Below are 17,100 nucleotides of genomic sequence, written 5' to 3'. Positions count from 1 at the left end.
AACAACAAAGATCTGGAGACCCATATGAACGTATCGCTCACGCCCAATGACACCACCGTGCAGAAGGTCAAACTGTTGATCGACGGCCAGTGGGTCGAATCCAAGACCACCGAATGGCACGACATCATCAACCCGGCGACCCAGCAAGTGCTGGCCAAGGTGCCGTTTGCCACCGCTGAAGAAGTCGATGCTGCCATCAGCGCCGCTCATCGTGCATTCCAGACCTGGAAACTGACACCCATCGGCGCGCGCATGCGCATCATGCTCAAGCTCCAGGCGCTGATCCGCGAACACTCCAAGCGCATCGCCGCCGTCCTCAGCGCCGAGCAGGGCAAGACCATTGCCGACGCCGAAGGCGATATTTTCCGTGGCCTGGAAGTGGTCGAGCACGCTTGTTCCATCGGCAGCCTGCAAATGGGTGAGTTCGCTGAAAACGTCGCCGGTGGCGTCGACACCTACACCCTGCGCCAGCCGATCGGTGTGTGCGCCGGCATTACCCCGTTCAACTTCCCGGCGATGATTCCGCTGTGGATGTTCCCAATGGCCATCGCCTGCGGCAATACCTTCGTGCTCAAGCCGTCCGAACAGGACCCGATGTCGACCATGCTCCTGGTGGAGCTGGCGATCGAGGCGGGTATTCCGGCCGGTGTACTCAACGTCGTGCATGGCGGCAAGGATGTGGTCGACGGGCTCTGCACCCATAAAGATATCAAGGCGGTTTCCTTCGTCGGTTCAACCGCCGTCGGTACGCATGTCTACGACCTGGCCGGTAAACACGGCAAGCGTGTGCAATCGATGATGGGCGCCAAGAACCACGCCGTGGTGTTGCCGGATGCCAATCGCGAACAAGCGCTGAATGCGCTGGTGGGTGCCGGTTTCGGTGCCGCCGGTCAACGCTGCATGGCCACTTCGGTGGTGGTGCTGGTGGGCGCGGCCAAGCAATGGCTGCCGGATCTCAAGGCGCTGGCGCAGAAGCTCAAGGTCAATGCCGGCAGCGAGCCGGGCACTGATGTTGGCCCTGTCATTTCGAAAAAGGCCAAGGCGCGGATTCTCGACCTGATCGAGAGCGGCATCAAGGAAGGCGCGAAACTGGAGCTGGACGGTCGCGAGATCTCGGTTCCAGGTTACGAGAAGGGCAACTTTGTCGGCCCGACCCTGTTCTCCGGCGTGACCACCGACATGCAGATCTACACCCAGGAAATCTTCGGCCCGGTGCTGGTTGTGCTGGAGGTTAATACGCTCGACGAGGCCATCGCCCTGGTCAACGCCAACCCGTTCGGTAACGGCACGGGCCTGTTCACCCAGAGCGGCGCGGCGGCGCGTAAATTCCAGAACGAAATCGACGTCGGCCAGGTCGGCATCAACATCCCGATTCCGGTGCCGGTCCCGTTCTTCAGCTTCACCGGTTCGCGCGGTTCCAAGCTCGGCGACCTCGGCCCGTACGGCAAGCAAGTGGTGCAGTTCTACACTCAGACCAAGACCGTCACCAGTCGCTGGTTCGATGACGACAGCGTCAACGACGGTGTGAACACCACCATCAACCTGCGTTAAGGAGCCGGACATGAAAATCGCTTTTATCGGTCTGGGCAACATGGGCGCGCCGATGGCGCGCAACCTGATCAAGGCTGGCCATGCACTGCGCCTGGTGGACCTGAACAAGGCCGTGCTGGCGGAACTGGAACAACTGGGCGGCAGTATCAGTGCATCGGCCCGTGAAGCGGCAGAGGGCGCCGAACTGGTCATCACCATGCTGCCTGCCGCCGTGCATGTGCGCAGTGTGTGGCTGGGTGAAGACGGCGTGCTCGCCGGTATCGGCAAAGGTGTGCCGGCCGTGGATTGCAGCACCATCGATCCGCAGACCGCGCGGGACGTGGCCGCCGCCGCTGCCAAACAGGGCGTGGCCATGGCCGATGCACCGGTCTCTGGCGGCACCGGTGGCGCAGCCGCCGGGACACTGACCTTTATGGTCGGCGCCACCCCCGAACTGTTCGCCACCCTGCAACCGGTACTGGCGCAAATGGGCCGCAACATCGTCCATTGTGGTGAGGTCGGTACCGGGCAAATCGCTAAAATCTGCAACAACCTGCTGCTGGGGATTTCCATGGTCGGCGTCAGCGAAGCCATGGCGCTGGGCGATGCCCTGGGCATCGACACCAAGGTGCTGGCGGGCATCATCAACAGTTCCACCGGGCGTTGCTGGAGTTCGGAGATGTACAACCCGTGGCCGGGCATCGTTGAAACAGCACCGGCGTCGCGCGGTTATACCGGTGGTTTCGGTGCCGAACTGATGCTCAAGGATCTGGGGCTGGCCACTGAAGCGGCGCGTCAGGCGCACCAGCCGGTGGTACTCGGCGCGGTGGCCCAGCAGTTGTATCAGGCGATGAGTTTGCGTGGGGAGGGTGGTCAGGACTTCTCGGCGATCATCAACGGTTATCGCAAGCCGCAATAGAAGGGCGGTGAAAAAACTGTGGGAGCGAGCTTGCTCGCGATGAGGTCGTTACAGTCGACATTGATGGTGATTGACCCACCGCAATCGCGAGCAAGCTCGCTCCCACAGGGACTGCATATACCCAAAGATATTTACCGGGAGATCACGTCGGGTGATCCCCCGGTTTTTTTGTATCAGGCAAACACGAAATATTTGCGCACGGTTTCCACCACTTCCCAGGTGCCTTTCATTCCCGGTTCGATGACGAAAATGTCGCCGGCGCGCAGGTGGATCGGCGCCATGCCTTCCGGGGTGATGACGCAGTAGCCTTCCTGGAAATGGCAGTACTCCCACTTCACATATTCGACGTACCACTTGCCCGGCGTGCAGATCCAGGTGCCCATGATCTTGCTGCCGTCTTCACTCGTGTAGGCGTTGAGGTTGACGGTGTGCGGGTCGCCTTCGAGTTTTTCCCATTTGCAGGCGTCGAGCACGGGCAGCGGGTGGGTATCGCGAAGTACGGTAATCGGTGCGGTCATGATGACTCCGGGCAGTGGGCTCAAGAACTGAAGTCGCACCCTATAGCGCCTGCCCATCGTTCAGTTGTCTGTGCTCGACACTGAGCTGTCCAGAAACGCACAACTCTCAAGGACGAGTCAGCGGGCAGTCGAGCCTGGATTGTTCGAGGCTGTTCTCGAACTCGACCAATTGTGAGTGCTGTTGCGACAGCGCCGCTATCCGCTCGGCGATTTCCTGTTTTTTGCTGGCGATGATCTGGTGTGCCCGTTCCCATGGCAACTGCGGACCCTGATGTCCGGCGAAGACCGACTGCAATTCCTTGAGCCTGAAACCCAACTGCTGGGCACATTTGATGAACATCAGCAGGTCGACGCTGTGCTGGTCATAGATGCGGTACTTGCCCAGGCGGCGAGCGGCAGGCAGCAGGCCAATCGACTCGTAATGACGGATGCTTTTGACCGTGGTTCCGGAACGTTGCGCGGCTTGGCCGATGTACATGGGAAGGTCCTTTTCTCCGAGGATAAAGCTCGGCGCATTATCGACCGACTCAAGCGCTGGCGATAGCTTCGGCTTGCCGCAACCAGGCTGCATGCCGGTCTGCGCTGGCGCCGAGAATTGGCCCGAAGGTGAGGGTTCGGGTTGGCTTGATACCACAGAATTCCAGCGTGGTTTTACGGACCTGATGCAAACCGGGCATGCGGTAGATCCATCGGTAGTACCAGGGCGGTGTGTCCATGGTCACCAGCAGGTGGGCGGTTCGGCCACGCAGGAGTTTGTCGGGGAAGGCTTTGCCCTGGCGGTATTTGAAGGCAAAACCCGGCAAGAACACCCGGTCGAAAAACCCCTTGAGCAAGGCCGGTACGCCACCCCACCAGATGGGATAAACCAGCGTCAGTTGTTCGGCCCACAGGATATCGGCCTGGGCGTTACGCAAGTCGGCTTCCAGCGGCTGGACCTGTTGATAGCCTTCGCGCAGCACCGGGTCAAAATCCATGCGGCCCAGAAACAATTGACGCACTTCATGCCCGGCGCGCACTGCCGACAGTGTGTAGCGCTCGGCAAGGGCGGCGCAGAAGCTGTTGCCGGACGGATGCCCGAGGATCACCAGTATTCGTTTACCCATCATCGCTGTCCTTGAAGATCAAACCTCAAGGATAAAGTCTGCCCCTCAGGGGAGAGTCAAGGCGTGCAGCAGGGCCTTGGCATAGCCGGGTAATGCGGCGAAGTCCCGGGCACAGAGCAGCAGTTTGCGTTGGCCCCAGGGTTCTTGCAGGGCGAGGCTTTTGAAGGGTAGTCCGGCGGACCCGCGTTCGACCGCGGCCAACGGTACGATTGCCAGTCCCACCCCTCGGGCGACCATGCGCATCACGCCATCGAAACCGTCGGCGCGGATGCGAATCTGCATGCGCAGGCCGGCGTGCAGTGCCTGCTCTTCCAGGTACACCGCCAGCGCGCTGTTGGCATTCAGGCCAACGTAGTCGTGATGCAACGTGTCGGTGAAGCTCACTGAGGTCGCATGAGACAAGGGATGTTCCCGGGGCATGATCAGCACCAGCGGATCATCGCGAAACGCTCGGGTCTGCAGGTCATCGGTGTCCACCGCGTCGGAAACGATGCCCAGGTCCGCCGCACCCTGGCGCAAGGCGTGGGTGATGCGGGTGCTGGGCAGTTCCTGCAAATCGATGTCGAGGTTGGGATGGCTATGCAGGAAATCCGCGAGCAGCTCTGGCAGGTATTCGGTGATCGCCGTGGTGTTGCACAGCAGCCGCACCTGGCCTTTGACACCCTGGGCGTACTCGGCCAGTTCCTGTTGCAGGCGTTCGGCCTGTTGCAGCAGAACCCGGGCGTGTCGGGCCAGGGCATTGCCGGCCGGCGTCGGGCTGACTCCACGACGATTGCGCTGAAGAAACTCGACGCCCAGCGACGCCTCCATGGCGCGAATTCGCGCGCTGGCCGCTGCCAGGGACAAATGACTGCGCGCGGCACCGGCGGTGATGTTGCCGGTGTCGAGGATGTTCAGGTACAGGCGCAAATCGGTCAGGTCGAAGTGCATTGCGGCAACCTCTGGATGTGTGTTGTCAGGGAGGCCGCCATCGCGAGCAAGCTCGCTCCCACAGGAGATTTGTGAACAACAGATAACTACTGTGGGAGCGAGCTTGCTCGCGATGGCGTCAGATACCGCACCCGATTATTCAGCCTCTTGTCTGAAGAGAGGCAGCCTCAGTATATGGCAGATTTTCAATCAACCCCCGCGGGCTCACCATGGCCCCATGAATACACTCTCGGCGTTTTATCAGCATCTCGGCTTGGCCCTTTCGCTGCTGGTTATCGGCACCTTTGTGCTGGCCGGCATGATCAAGGGGGTGATCGGCCTCGGCCTGCCGACCGTTGCCATGGGCCTGCTCGGTCTGGCTATGGCGCCGACGCAGGCTGCGGCGCTGCTGATCATTCCGGCGACCCTGACCAACATTTGGCAACTGGCATTCGGCGGGCATCTGTCGGCGCTGGCCAAGCGGTTGTGGCCGATGTTGCTGGCGATTTTCATCGGCACCGGGGCAGGCACGCTGTGGGTCGGCATGAGCGGTGGCCATTGGGTGGTGCGGGGGTTGGGCGCGGCATTGTTGCTGTATGCGCTCAGCGGTTTGTTCCTGCCGACTGTGCGCGTAGGGCGGCGCAGCGAACGCTGGCTCGGTCCTCTGTGCGGCGTGCTGACCGGCGTCATCTCGTCAGCCACCGGTGTGTTCGTGATTCCGGCGGTGCCCTATCTGCAAGCGCTGGGTTTGAGCAAGGACCAGCTGGTGCAGGCGCTGGGCCTGTCGTTCACCGTCTCGACCCTGGCCCTGGCCGGTGGCTTGCTATGGCACGGCGCGCTCGGCGGGGGCGAGTTGAGCGCGTCGCTGTTGGCGCTGATCCCGGCCATGCTCGGCATGTGGCTGGGGCAATCGCTGCGCCAGCGGATCAGCGCCCTGTGGTTCAAGCGCGTGTTCTTCGTTGGCCTGGGGTTGCTCGGCGGCCATTTGTTGATCAGCGGCTAGCGGACGATGGGCTGATCATGTCGATGTCGCGGATCTCGAAATCCCGCTCCAGATATTCATCACGCTGCGCGAGAAACTGCTTCATGTGCGGCAGGTTCGAGTGCACATCGAGGTGGGCCTGGGATTGCCAGATTTCGTAGAAGATGAACAGGGTCGGGTCCTGTTTGTCGCGCAGCATGTGGTACTCGATGCAACCGGGTTCGGCTCGGCTCGCTTGCACGTAGCCGCTGAAAAACGCTTCAAAGGCGTCGGATTTTTCCGGACGGGTCTTGGCGTGCAGGATGAATCCCTGGATTTCACTCATCTACATCTCTCCTCAAGTCAGAACTGGCGCCAGTCTAAGGCAACAATCGCCTGTTGATTCGTGCTTGTAGGTCAAATGAATTTTGCCAAATCGACGCTTACTCCGCGTGAGGTCGATCGGTACTCTGCCGCCATCCGATTCCCGACTTTCCCGAGACCTCCCATGAAAAAAGTCCTGTTGCTCAATGGCGGCAAAAAATTTGCGCACTCCGACGGCCGCTACAACGCCACCCTGCATGAAGCCGCGTTGAGCGTGCTGGATCGCGGCGGTATGGATGTCAAAACCACTTTCATCGACGAGGGCTACGACGTCGCCGAAGAAGTGGCCAAGTTCCTCTGGGCCGACGTGATCATTTACCAGATGCCCGGCTGGTGGATGGGCGCGCCGTGGACAGTGAAAAAGTACATTGATGAAGTCTTCACCGAAGGCCATGGCAGCCTCTATGCCAGCGACGGTCGCACCCGTTCGGACGCGTCGCAGAAGTACGGCAGTGGCGGCCTGATTCACGGCAAGCAATACATGTTGTCGCTGACCTGGAACGCCCCGCAGCAGGCCTTCGACGACCCGACCGATTTTTTCGAGGCCAAAGGCGTGGACGCGGTGTACTTCCCGTTCCACAAGGCCAACGAGTTCCTGGGCATGACCGGTTTGCCGACGTTCCTGTGTGTGGACGTGATGAAGCGCCCAAACATCGAAGGCGACGTGGCGCGCTATGAGCAGCATTTGGCAGAGGTGTTTGGCCTGAAGGCGTAACTGTCAGCTAGTATCGAAAGCTTGAGTTTGTGTGCGGGCTTTTGTGGCGAGGGGGCTTGCCCCCTCGCCACAATGGATTTTCTCTGCACAATAGAGCGGCGCAGGACTATCGATAAGGGACACACGTGAAAGCCAGATCCGATGAGTTGCAGATTTTCGTCTGCGTGATTGAATGCGGGTCGATTTCTGCGGCGGCCGAGCAGGTCGGGCAAACGCCTTCGGCGGTCAGTCGTACGCTGTCGCGGCTGGAGGCCAAGCTCGACACCACGTTGATCAACCGTACCACGCGGCGCATGGACCTGACCGAAGAGGGCAAGTACTTCTTCGAACATGCCAAGCGGATTCTCGATCAGATGGATGAGCTCGAAGAGCGCCTGTCCTCACGCCAGCAAACACCGTCCGGGCGGCTGCGGATCAACGCGGCATCACCGTTCATGCTGCACGCCATCGTGCCCTACATCGATGAATTCCGCAGGCTTTACCCCGACATCCAGCTCGAACTCAACAGCAACGATTTGATCATCGACCTGCTGGAGCAGAGTACCGATATCGCCATTCGCATTGGCACCCTGACCGACTCGACGCTGCATGCCCGCTCCCTGGGTTGCAGCCCGCTGCACATCGTCGCCAGCCCGGCGTACCTGGAAAAATACGGCACACCGCAAGCCGTGGCTGACCTGGCCCACCATACGCTGCTGGGGTTCACCCAGAACGAAGGCCTCAACCAATGGCCGCTGCGTTATGTGCATGGCGATCGCTGGCCGATCCAGGCGTCGATCAGTGCTTCCAGCGGCGAAACCATCCGCCATCTCGCACTGGACGGGCAAGGCATCGCCAGCCTGTCGCATTTCATGACCATCGAAGACATTCGTGCCGGACGCTTGAAGGTGTTGCTGGCCGAGTTCAACAGCGGTTATCGCCAGCCGATCAACGCGGTGTACTACCGCAACTCGCAACTGGCCCTGCGCATTCAGTGCTTCCTGGACTTCATCCAGGGCAAGTTGGCGGATTATGCGAGCGCAGACTTCAAGGGTTGATTCGTGATTGCTGCGCAATGACGAGAGGGGCTGAGCTTGCTTTAGACCGCGTTATCGTTCTTCGCGGGCAAGCCACGCTCCCACAGGTACTGTGTTGTTCGCCCATTTCGTGAATGACACAAAACCTGTGGGAGCGAGCTTGCTCGCGATGGCGTTTGCGCAGGCACAACAACTGGTCGGTCTGACTGCATTTCCGTAACATCCGCACACTCTTTTTCGTCTCTCCCTGTGTGCGGTTCCCAATGAAAGCAAAACGTCTACGTGCCGATGTCCTGGCGGGGCTTACCACTTCCTTCGCCCTGTTGCCCGAGTGCATCGCTTTCGCGCTGGTGGCCCATCTCAATCCGTTGATGGGGCTCTATGGCGCGTTCATCATCTGCACCCTGACCGCGCTGTTCGGTGGGCGACCGGGCATGGTGTCCGGCGCGGCAGGCTCGATGGCCGTGGTGATCGTCGCGCTGGTGGTGCAACACGGTGTGCAGTATCTGCTGGCCACGGTGTTGCTGGGCGGGTTGATCATGATCGCGTTCGGGCTGCTCAAGCTCGGCAAGCTGGTGCGCATGGTGCCGTACCCGGTGATGCTCGGTTTCGTCAACGGCCTGGCGATCGTCATTGCCCTGGCGCAACTGGAGCACTTCAAGAACGGTGAGGCCTGGTTGAGCGGTACGCCGCTGTACATGATGCTCGGGCTGGTCGCGGTGACCATGGCCGTTGTCTATGTGATGCCGCGCCTGACCCGTACGGTGCCACCGGCGCTGGTGGCGATTCTCGGCGTGGGCCTGGCGGTGTATCTGCTTGGCCTGCCGACTCGCACCCTGGGCGACATGGCGCACATTGCCGGTGGCTTGCCGACGCTGGCGCTGCCGGACATTGCGTGGAACCTGGACACCCTGCGCATCATCGCGCCCTACGCGATCGTGATGGCGCTGGTCGGGTTGCTGGAAACCCTGTTGACCCTGAACCTCACCGACGAATTCACCGAAAGTCGTGGTTACCCGGATCGCGAGTGCGTGGCGCTGGGGGCGGCGAATCTGGTGTCCGGTGCGTTCGGCGGCATGGGCGGGTGCGCCATGATCGGCCAGACCGTGATCAACCTCAGCTCCGGCGGTCGCGGGCGTTTGTCCGGGGTGGTGGCGGGGGTGTCGATCCTGTTGTTCATCCTGTTTCTGTCGCCGCTGATCGAGCGCATTCCGCTGGCCGCGCTGGTGGGGGTGATGTTCGTGGTGTCGCAACAGACCTTCGCCTGGGCTTCGTTGCGGGTGCTGAACAAGGTGCCGTTGAACGACGTGCTGGTGATCATCGCGGTGACGGTGATTACCGTTTTCACCGATCTGGCAATGGCAGTGCTCTGCGGGATCATCATCGCGGCGCTCAACTTCGCCTGGCAGCAGGCCCGGCAGTTGTACGCCGACAGTCATCTGGAAACCGACGGCAGCAAGCTGTACCGGGTGCATGGCACGCTGTTCTTCGCCTCGACCACACCCTTCCTCAATCAGTTCGATCCGGCCAATGACCCGGCGCAAGTGACACTTGATTGCCAGCACCTGAGCTTTGTCGACTACTCGGCCATCGCTGCACTGGGCACCTTGCGCGAGCGCTACACCAAGGCCGGCAAGCACCTGCGGGTGCTGCATTTGTCCGAGCGTTGCAAGAAATTGCTCAAGCGTGCCCGGATGCAGCACGACTGAAATCAAACAGGCAGGCGCGATGAAAATCCGCCTGCCTGATTTTCATTATTTGCGACAACTCATACCTCTGCGCGACACGCCTTACCTCTGCACGAAAATTACTTTCACCTCGTTTGAAAATCACCTTCCGAAATGTTTTAAGAGTTTCACAAATATTTCGACGTGACCCTCTCGAGGAGTACCGCATGACCCTGTCCTTCGGCTATTGGCTGCTGGTGTATGCCGCCATCGCCATCATTGCACTGATCGTTCTGATCGCCCGTTACCGGCTCAACCCGTTCATTGTCATCACCCTGATTTCCATTGGCCTGGCGCTGGTGGCGGGCATGCCCCCGTCGGGTGTGGTGGGGGCGTACGAGGCCGGGGTCGGCAAGACCCTGGGGCACATCGCGCTGGTGGTGGCGCTGGGCACCATGCTCGGCAAGATGATGGCCGAGTCCGGTGGCGCCGAGCAGGTGGCGCGGACCTTGATCGACCGTTTCGGCGAGAAGAACGCGCATTGGGCGATGGTGACCATCGCGTTTCTGGTGGGGTTGCCGCTGTTCTTCGAAGTCGGTTTCGTCTTGCTGGTGCCGATTGCCTTTACCGTGGCGCGGCGGGTTGGCGTCTCGATCCTGATGGTCGGCTTGCCGATGGTCGCCGGGCTTTCGGTGGTGCATGCGCTGGTACCGCCGCACCCGGCGGCGATGCTGGCGGTGCAGGTGTATCAGGCGTCGGTGGGGCAGACCTTGATGTACGCGATCCTGATCGGCATTCCGACGGCGATCATCGCAGGTCCCCTGTACGCCAAATTCATCGTGCCGCGCATTCAGTTGCCGGCGGAAAACCCGCTGGAACGCCAGTTCCTGGAGCGTGAACCGCGCGACAGCCTGCCGGGTTTCGGCATCACCATGGCGACCATCCTGTTGCCGGTGGTGCTGATGCTGATCGGTGGCTGGGCCAATCTGATTTCTACGCCGGGCAGTGGTTTCAATCAGTTCCTGCTGTTCATCGGCAACTCGGTGATCGCACTGTTGCTGGCCACCTTGTTGAGTTTCTGGACCCTCGGCCTGGCCCAGGGCTTCAACCGCGAATCGATCCTCAAGTTCACCAACGAATGCCTGGCGCCGACTGCGAGCATCACCTTGCTGGTAGGCGCCGGCGGTGGTTTGAACCGGATTCTGGTGGACGCCGGCGTCACCGACCAGATCGTCGGCCTGGCCCACGAATTTCATTTGTCGCCGCTGTTGATGGGCTGGCTGTTTGCCGCGCTGATGCGTATCGCCACCGGTTCTGCCACTGTGGCTATGACCACCGCTTCAGGCGTGGTCGCGCCAGTGGCCATTGGTCTGGGTTATCCCCATCCGGAGTTGCTGGTGCTGGCGACTGGCGCCGGGTCGGTTATCTTTTCCCACGTCAACGACGGTGGTTTCTGGTTGATCAAGGAATACTTCAACATGACAGTGACCCAGACCTTCAAGACCTGGACCGTGCTCGAGACGTTGATCTCGGTCGTCGCCTTCGGCCTGACCGTTGGCCTTTCTTACCTGATTTAGCCGGAGCCACTTGCATGGACATCCTCTATCAGATCCGCGCCCGTCAGGACTCCTTCAGCGCCGGTGAAGGGCGCATCGCCCGCCTGATGCTCGACGACGTAGGATTTGCCGCCTCCGCCAGTCTTGATGAGCTGGCGCTGCGGGCGGAGGTCAGCAGCGCCACGCTGTCGCGGTTCGCCCGTACGGTCGGCTGCAAGGACCTGCGTGACTTGCGCTTGCAACTGGCCCAGGCCAGCGGCGTCGGCAGCCGGTTTCTCGACCCGGCGGGCACGCCCGAGCAGTCGGCGTTCTACGGGCAGATCGTGGGCGACATCGAGTCGACCTTGCGCCAGCACCTGGCCGCGTTCGATGAGTCGCGTTTCGCCGATGCGGTGAAACTGCTGGGCAAGGCGCGCATGATCCACGCTTTCGGCATGGGCGGCTGCTCGACCCTGTGCAGCGATGAACTGCAAGTGCGCCTGGTACGCCTCGGCTATCCGATTGCGGTGTGCCACGATGCGGTGATGATGCGCGTCACCGCCGCCAGCCTCAGCGCTGAACACGTGGTGATTGTCTGCTCGCTGACCGGGATCACCCCGGAGCTGATTGAAACGGTGGAGCTGGCGCGCAACTATGGCGCAGGCATTCTGGCCATCACCCGGGCAGATTCGCCCCTGGCGCAACTGGCCGATATCGTCCTGCCCCTGCAAAGCGCCGAAACCTCGTTCATCTACAAACCCACGGCAGCGCGCTACGGCATGTTGCTGGCCATCGATGTGCTCGCCACCGAGCTGGCCCTGGCCAATCCTGAAGACAATCAAGAACGTCTGCGGCGGATCAAACTCGCCCTGGACGAATACCGCGGCGGCGACGATCACTTGCCGCTGGGAGACTGACATGCAGTACGACACGCTGATTCGCAACGCCCTGATCATCGACGGCAGCAACAGCCCCGGTTACTCCGCCGACGTGGCCATTTTCAACGGGCGCATCGAGCGTATCGGCGACTTGCGCGATGCCCGTGCCAGCGAGGAAATCGACGCGCAGGGCCATGTGCTGGCGCCGGGTTTCATCGACGTGCACACCCATGACGACACCGTGGTGATTCGTCAGCCGCAGATGCTGCCCAAGCTCAGCCAAGGCGTGACCACGGTCATCGTCGGCAACTGCGGGATCAGTGCGTCGCCAGTGAGCTTGCGCGGTGATCCGCCGGATCCGATGAACCTGCTCGGCACGGCCGCTGCGTTCGTTTATCCGACCTTCCGCGACTACCGCACGGCGGTCGAAGCGGCGAACACCACGCTGAACGTTGCCGCGCTGGTCGGTCATACGGCGTTGCGCAGCAATCATCTGGACGACCTGTTTCGCACCGCCACGGCCGATGAAATCAGCGCGATGCGCGAGCAACTGCGCGAAAGCCTCGAGGCCGGCGCCTTGGGCCTGTCCACCGGCCTTGCCTATGCCAGCGCCTTCTCGGCATCGACCGATGAAGTGATGCAACTGACCGAAGAATTGACCGCGTTCGGGGCGGTCTATACCACCCATTTGCGCAGCGAATTCGAACCGGTGCTGGAGGCCATGGACGAGGCGTACCGGATCGGTCGCCATGCGCAAAGCCCGGTGATCATCTCTCACCTCAAATGCGCCGGCGCCGGTAACTGGGGGCGTAGTCTGCAGCTGCTGGCGTCCCTCGAAGTGGCAGCGAAGACCCACCCGGTGGGTTGCGACTGTTATCCCTACGCCGCGAGCTCTTCGACCCTGGACCTCAAGCAGGTGACCGATGCCCACCGCATCACCATCACCTGGTCGACCCCGCATCCGCAGATGGGCGGTCGCGACCTGATGGACATCGCCGCCGAATGGAATCTGCCGTTGCTGGAGGCCGCTCGCCAACTGCAACCGGCCGGTGCGGTGTACTACGGAATGGATGAGGCGGATGTCCGTCGGATCCTCGCGCATCCGCTGTCGATGGTCGGCTCCGACGGCTTGCCGGAAGATCCGTTTCCGCACCCACGCTTGTGGGGCGCATTCCCTCGGGTGCTCGGACATTTCAGCCGCGACGTGGGACTGTTCCCGCTGCACACCGCCGTGCACAAAATGACCGGGCTGTCGGCGGCGCGCTTCGGCTTGAAGGCGCGCGGTGAAATACGCGAAGGCCATTGGGCGGACCTGGTGTTGTTCGACCCGGCGACCATTCGTGATGTCGCCGACTTCAACGACCCACAGCGAGCGGCGGAGGGCATTGAAGGGGTATGGATCAACGGTGTGTTGAGTTACCGTGATGGCCAGGCCAACGGGCGCAGGGAAGGACGGTTTCTGGCCCGGGAAGGGGATTTGCGCACGGGTTTTCAGTGAGTTTCGAGGACTGCGTCACAGTGATGGCACTTTGAAACTAAAGAATGGCATTTCCGCGCCGAATTGCTGACAACAGGCCCGGCTATCATTGCGGTTCGGTTACGTATTTTGTAGGAGCGAGCTTGCTCGCGATGGACGATAGGGCGCAGCGTTTACCCAGTAGACACGCGTCATCGTTAACGACCATCGCGAGCAAGCTCGCTCCTGCAGGTCTTTCATTGTCTGGGAGCAACCCGATGAGCTTCGGCAAAACAACTCCGATCCTGCGTATTTTCGACGAAGCCAAGGCAGTGGAGTTCTACGTCGATTTCCTGGGGTTCAAGATCGACTGGCAACATCGATTCGAAGCGAATTACCCGCTGTACCTGCAAATCTCCCGTGGCGAATGTGTGCTGCACTTGTCCGAACACCATGGCGATAGCACACCGGGGTCTGCGCTGCGGATCGAGACGGATGAGCTGGAGAAGTTTCAGCAGCAACTGTTGGCCAAGCAATACAGGTTTTCCCATCCGCAGATTCAGGCCATGCCCTGGGGCAGCCAGGACATGGCCATCGCCGACCCGTTCGGCAATCGGTTGGTGTTCACCAACGCGATCAGCCTCTGAGCCTTCAGCCCCTCAGGTTTAAGCCTTCAGCCTTCGTTCGGCACCCGGTGGGTTTGGCGAAACTCGCCGGGCGGCATCCCGCGCCGGCTTTTGAACGTGCGGTGAAACGAGCGGGGTTCGGTGAAACCCAGGTACTGGGCGATGTCCTGGATCGGCAGGGTGCTGTTGAGCAGGTAATGCTCGGCCAGCTCCTGGCGCAGGTCATCGAGGATCTGCTGGTACGACGTGCCGGCCTGATGCAGCTGGCGTTGCAGCGTGCGCACTGACACCGCGAGATGCTCGGCCACCTGCTCCTTGCGCGGCAGACCTTCCTTGAGCAATTTTCGCAGGATGCTTTTGACCCGCTGTTCCAGCGAAGCGTCCTCCAGTGTGGCCATCAACCCCTGGGCATGTTCTTCCAGGGTGCGCAGCAATTGCGCATCGGCCTGTCGCAATGGCAACTGCAAATACGGCAATGGGACAATCAGCGCCGAATAAGGCTGGTCGAACAGTACCGGACAGTCGAAGAACTGCTCGTACTGTGCCAGCGTCGTGTCGGCCGGACAGGCATGTTCCAGCCAGACGGCAGCCGGTGACATTTGCGTGTCGGCGATCCAGCGCGCGTATTGCAGCCAGGAACCGAGCACGTTTTCCACCAGGTGTCGGCGAATTCGCGGGCGTTGATGGCGGCATGTCCAGATCAGGTGCACGTCGCTGCCCTGCACCTCGGCGCGGCTGACGCCCATGTCTCCCACCAGCTTCTCGAACGGCATGATGCGGCTCATGGCGTCGCCCAGTGTCGCGCAGTTCATGGTGATGTAACCCAGCACGCTCCAGGAGTTGGGCAACACAAAACGTGCGGCGTTGAGACCGAACAACGCATCGCCCGAGTGTTCGCAGAAATAATCGAGCAGCCGTTCATGGGCTTCACCCGGCAACCGCAGGCTGTTGTCACTCAACTGCTGTGCCTGCAACCCGGCAGCCGCCAACGCAGGCTCGATGGCCATGCCCAGTTGTTCGGCATGACGCAGGTATTTGAGCAGCGGCGGAACTGAAGTGAAGCCCAGGGATTGCATGATCGTATTCCTTTGATCAAGGCCCGCGTGCGCGGATGAATGCCCTGAAAGGTAATTTGAAACCACGGCTAAAGTAAATGGCTGACGCCTGCGCGACGTTTGACTCAATTGGCTACTCGAACTGGCCGGATGCGACCGTGACACTTTTCGGCGGCTGACTAGTATGGGGGCCTGAAATATCACTGATCAGAACCGCAAAAGGACACACGCATGCGACGCTGGAACGGCTGGGGAGATGCAACCACGGTGGTCGAACTGCCGGCCCAGGGCGCGAGTTTTCTCGCCCAGCGGGTGGGAGACGGTCGAGCGCTGCCCGATGCGACGCTTGAGACGGCATTGGCCCGCGTGCCCCCGTCGCGGTTGCAGCAACACTTCTTGTACAGCGTGGATGCCCAAGATCGTTTGCTGCATGCGCGAGGGCAGAGCCTGCCGGACTGGCTGGCGTTGCGTGAAGGCGCGTTGGGGAATTATCCCGACGCCGTGGCCTATCCCGTGAACGCTGAACAGATTCGCCGGTTACTGCTGCTCGCCCATGAACAGGACCTGTGCCTGATTCCTTATGGCGGTGGCACCTCGGTGGCCGGTCACATCAACCCGCCGAGTTCCGCGCGGCCGGTGGTGACGGTTTCCCTGGCCCGCATGAATCGCCTGCTGGACCTCGACGAACAGAGCCTGATGGCCACCTTCGGTCCTGGCACCAGCGGACCGCAGGTGGAAAGTCAGCTGCGCGCCCATGGTTACACCCTGGGGCATTTCCCGCAGTCGTGGGAGCTGTCGACCCTGGGTGGTTGGGTCGCCAGCCGCTCCAGTGGCCAGCAGTCGCTGCGCTATGGGCGGATCGAGCAACTGTTCGCCGGCGGGACCCTGGAAACCTTTGCCGGACCTTTGGACATTCCCTCCTTTCCGGCCTCGGCGGCCGGGCCCGATCTGCGCGAGGTGGTGTTGGGCTGTGAGGGCCGCTTCGGGATCATTTCCGAGGTGAAGGTACGGGTCAGCTCTCTGCCCGCCGATGAGCGTTTCTATGGTGTGTTTCTGCCCGATTGGCCCAAGGCGCTGCAAGCCATCCGCCAGTTGGCCCAGGCGCGGGTACCGCTGTCGATGCTGCGTCTGTCCAACGCGGTGGAAACCGAAACCCAGCTGGCGCTGGCCGGTCACCCGCAGCAGATCGCCTGGCTGGAAAAGTACCTGGCCCTGCGCGGCGCCGGTGAGGGCAAATGCCTGCTGACGTTCGGCGTGACCGGCAATCGACGACAAAATGCGCTGTCCCTGCGCCAGGCCCGGCAGCACCTCAAGGCGTTCGGCGGGGTGTTTACCGGCACCTTGCTCGGCAAGAAGTGGGCGCAGAACCGTTTTCGTTTTCCCTACCTGCGGGAAAACCTGTGGAACGCCGGTTACGTGGTGGACACCCTGGAAACGGCCACTGACTGGAGCAACGTCGATAACCTGCTCACGCTGATCGAAAACAGCCTGCGCGACGCCTTGGCTGCCGAAGGCGAGCGGGTGCATGTCTTCACCCACCTTTCCCATGTCTATGGCGAAGGATCGAGCATCTACACCACCTATGTGTTTCGCCCGGCGGCCGACTACCCCGCCACCCTGGCGCGCTGGCAGGCGCTCAAGCAGGCGGCCAGCCAGACCATCGTCGACAACCATGGCACCATCAGTCACCAGCATGGCGTGGGCAAGGACCACGCGCCGTATCTGCTGCGGGAGAAGGGCGCGCTGGCGATGGACACCCTGCAGGCACTGAGTCGGCACTTTGATCCGGCCGGGCGACTGAACCCTGGCACGCTGTTGCAGGAGTGAC

The 17,100-nt window shown here is 61.4% G+C and carries 17 protein-coding genes; 11 read left to right on the top strand and 6 right to left on the bottom strand.

Annotated features, from left to right (window positions below):
* Positions 1-24: 24 nt before the first annotated feature.
* Positions 25-1,551, top strand: coding sequence for a CoA-acylating methylmalonate-semialdehyde dehydrogenase (locus AC1RS8_RS09410; RefSeq protein ID WP_057716519.1), 1,527 nt, complete (start codon positions 25-27; stop codon positions 1,549-1,551).
* Positions 1,552-1,561: 10 nt separating this feature from the next.
* Positions 1,562-2,449, top strand: coding sequence for a 3-hydroxyisobutyrate dehydrogenase (mmsB, locus tag AC1RS8_RS09405; RefSeq protein WP_057716518.1), 888 nt, complete (start codon positions 1,562-1,564; stop codon positions 2,447-2,449).
* Positions 2,450-2,622: 173 nt separating this feature from the next.
* Here mmsB and AC1RS8_RS09400 read toward each other — a convergent pair whose 3' ends face one another.
* The 4 genes from AC1RS8_RS09400 to AC1RS8_RS09385 form a co-directional block, all read right to left on the bottom strand.
* The gene (locus AC1RS8_RS09400) at positions 2,623-2,967 is read right to left on the bottom strand and encodes a cupin domain-containing protein (RefSeq protein ID WP_007988984.1); all 345 of its coding nucleotides are present in this window, start codon (positions 2,965-2,967) and stop codon (positions 2,623-2,625) included.
* 106 nt (positions 2,968-3,073) lie between these two features.
* The gene (locus AC1RS8_RS09395; RefSeq protein ID WP_057716517.1) at positions 3,074-3,445 is read right to left on the bottom strand and encodes a MerR family transcriptional regulator; all 372 of its coding nucleotides are present in this window, start codon (positions 3,443-3,445) and stop codon (positions 3,074-3,076) included.
* Between the two features lie 49 nt (positions 3,446-3,494).
* Positions 3,495-4,073, bottom strand: coding sequence for an NAD(P)H-dependent oxidoreductase (locus AC1RS8_RS09390; protein ID WP_057716516.1), 579 nt, complete (start codon positions 4,071-4,073; stop codon positions 3,495-3,497).
* Positions 4,074-4,115: 42 nt separating this feature from the next.
* Positions 4,116-5,000: a LysR family transcriptional regulator gene (locus AC1RS8_RS09385; protein ID WP_489339703.1), complete on the bottom strand. Its 885-nt coding sequence runs from the start codon at positions 4,998-5,000 to the stop codon at positions 4,116-4,118.
* 217 nt (positions 5,001-5,217) lie between these two features.
* On the opposite strand from AC1RS8_RS09385, the gene AC1RS8_RS09380 reads away from it, so the two are divergent.
* Positions 5,218-5,982, top strand: a complete 765-nt coding sequence (locus tag AC1RS8_RS09380; RefSeq protein ID WP_489339704.1) for a sulfite exporter TauE/SafE family protein — start codon at positions 5,218-5,220, stop codon at positions 5,980-5,982.
* Here the strand turns inward: AC1RS8_RS09380 and AC1RS8_RS09375 are convergent.
* Positions 5,972-6,286: a putative quinol monooxygenase gene (locus AC1RS8_RS09375; protein WP_489339705.1), complete on the bottom strand. Its 315-nt coding sequence runs from the start codon at positions 6,284-6,286 to the stop codon at positions 5,972-5,974. The two genes, AC1RS8_RS09380 and AC1RS8_RS09375, sit on opposite strands and share 11 nt — an antisense overlap.
* A 162-nt stretch (positions 6,287-6,448) precedes the next feature.
* Between AC1RS8_RS09375 and mdaB the strand changes: the two genes are divergently transcribed.
* From mdaB to AC1RS8_RS09340, 7 genes are all read left to right on the top strand, one after another.
* Positions 6,449-7,039: an NADPH:quinone oxidoreductase MdaB gene (gene mdaB, locus AC1RS8_RS09370; RefSeq protein ID WP_102669005.1), complete on the top strand. Its 591-nt coding sequence runs from the start codon at positions 6,449-6,451 to the stop codon at positions 7,037-7,039.
* A gap of 125 nt (positions 7,040-7,164) precedes the next feature.
* Positions 7,165-8,076, top strand: a complete 912-nt coding sequence (locus AC1RS8_RS09365; protein ID WP_223502861.1) for a LysR family transcriptional regulator — start codon at positions 7,165-7,167, stop codon at positions 8,074-8,076.
* A gap of 242 nt (positions 8,077-8,318) precedes the next feature.
* Entirely contained in the window at positions 8,319-9,764 is a 1,446-nt protein-coding gene (locus AC1RS8_RS09360; protein ID WP_057716510.1) for a SulP family inorganic anion transporter, read from the top strand.
* A gap of 185 nt (positions 9,765-9,949) precedes the next feature.
* Entirely contained in the window at positions 9,950-11,299 is a 1,350-nt protein-coding gene (locus tag AC1RS8_RS09355) for a GntT/GntP/DsdX family permease (RefSeq protein WP_008047545.1), read from the top strand.
* 14 nt (positions 11,300-11,313) lie between these two features.
* Complete coding sequence (locus AC1RS8_RS09350) at positions 11,314-12,174, top strand: MurR/RpiR family transcriptional regulator (protein ID WP_218494849.1); 861 nt, start codon at positions 11,314-11,316, stop codon at positions 12,172-12,174.
* A 1-nt stretch (position 12,175) separates the two neighbouring features.
* Positions 12,176-13,633: a D-aminoacylase gene (locus AC1RS8_RS09345; RefSeq protein ID WP_489339706.1), complete on the top strand. Its 1,458-nt coding sequence runs from the start codon at positions 12,176-12,178 to the stop codon at positions 13,631-13,633.
* 236 nt (positions 13,634-13,869) lie between these two features.
* Complete coding sequence (locus tag AC1RS8_RS09340; protein ID WP_489339707.1) at positions 13,870-14,238, top strand: glyoxalase superfamily protein; 369 nt, start codon at positions 13,870-13,872, stop codon at positions 14,236-14,238.
* A 26-nt stretch (positions 14,239-14,264) separates the two neighbouring features.
* On the opposite strand, the gene gliR is transcribed toward AC1RS8_RS09340, so the two are convergent.
* Positions 14,265-15,293: an AraC family transcriptional regulator GliR gene (gene gliR, locus AC1RS8_RS09335; protein ID WP_057716506.1), complete on the bottom strand. Its 1,029-nt coding sequence runs from the start codon at positions 15,291-15,293 to the stop codon at positions 14,265-14,267.
* Between the two features lie 210 nt (positions 15,294-15,503).
* Between gliR and AC1RS8_RS09330 the strand changes: the two genes are divergently transcribed.
* Positions 15,504-17,099, top strand: coding sequence for an FAD-binding oxidoreductase (locus AC1RS8_RS09330; protein WP_489339708.1), 1,596 nt, complete (start codon positions 15,504-15,506; stop codon positions 17,097-17,099).
* Position 17,100 lies beyond the last annotated feature (1 nt).

The sequence above is a fragment of the Pseudomonas sp. GW821-FHT12A04 genome, assembly GCF_058807755.1.
This window is presented reverse-complemented; position numbering and strand designations above follow the sequence as displayed.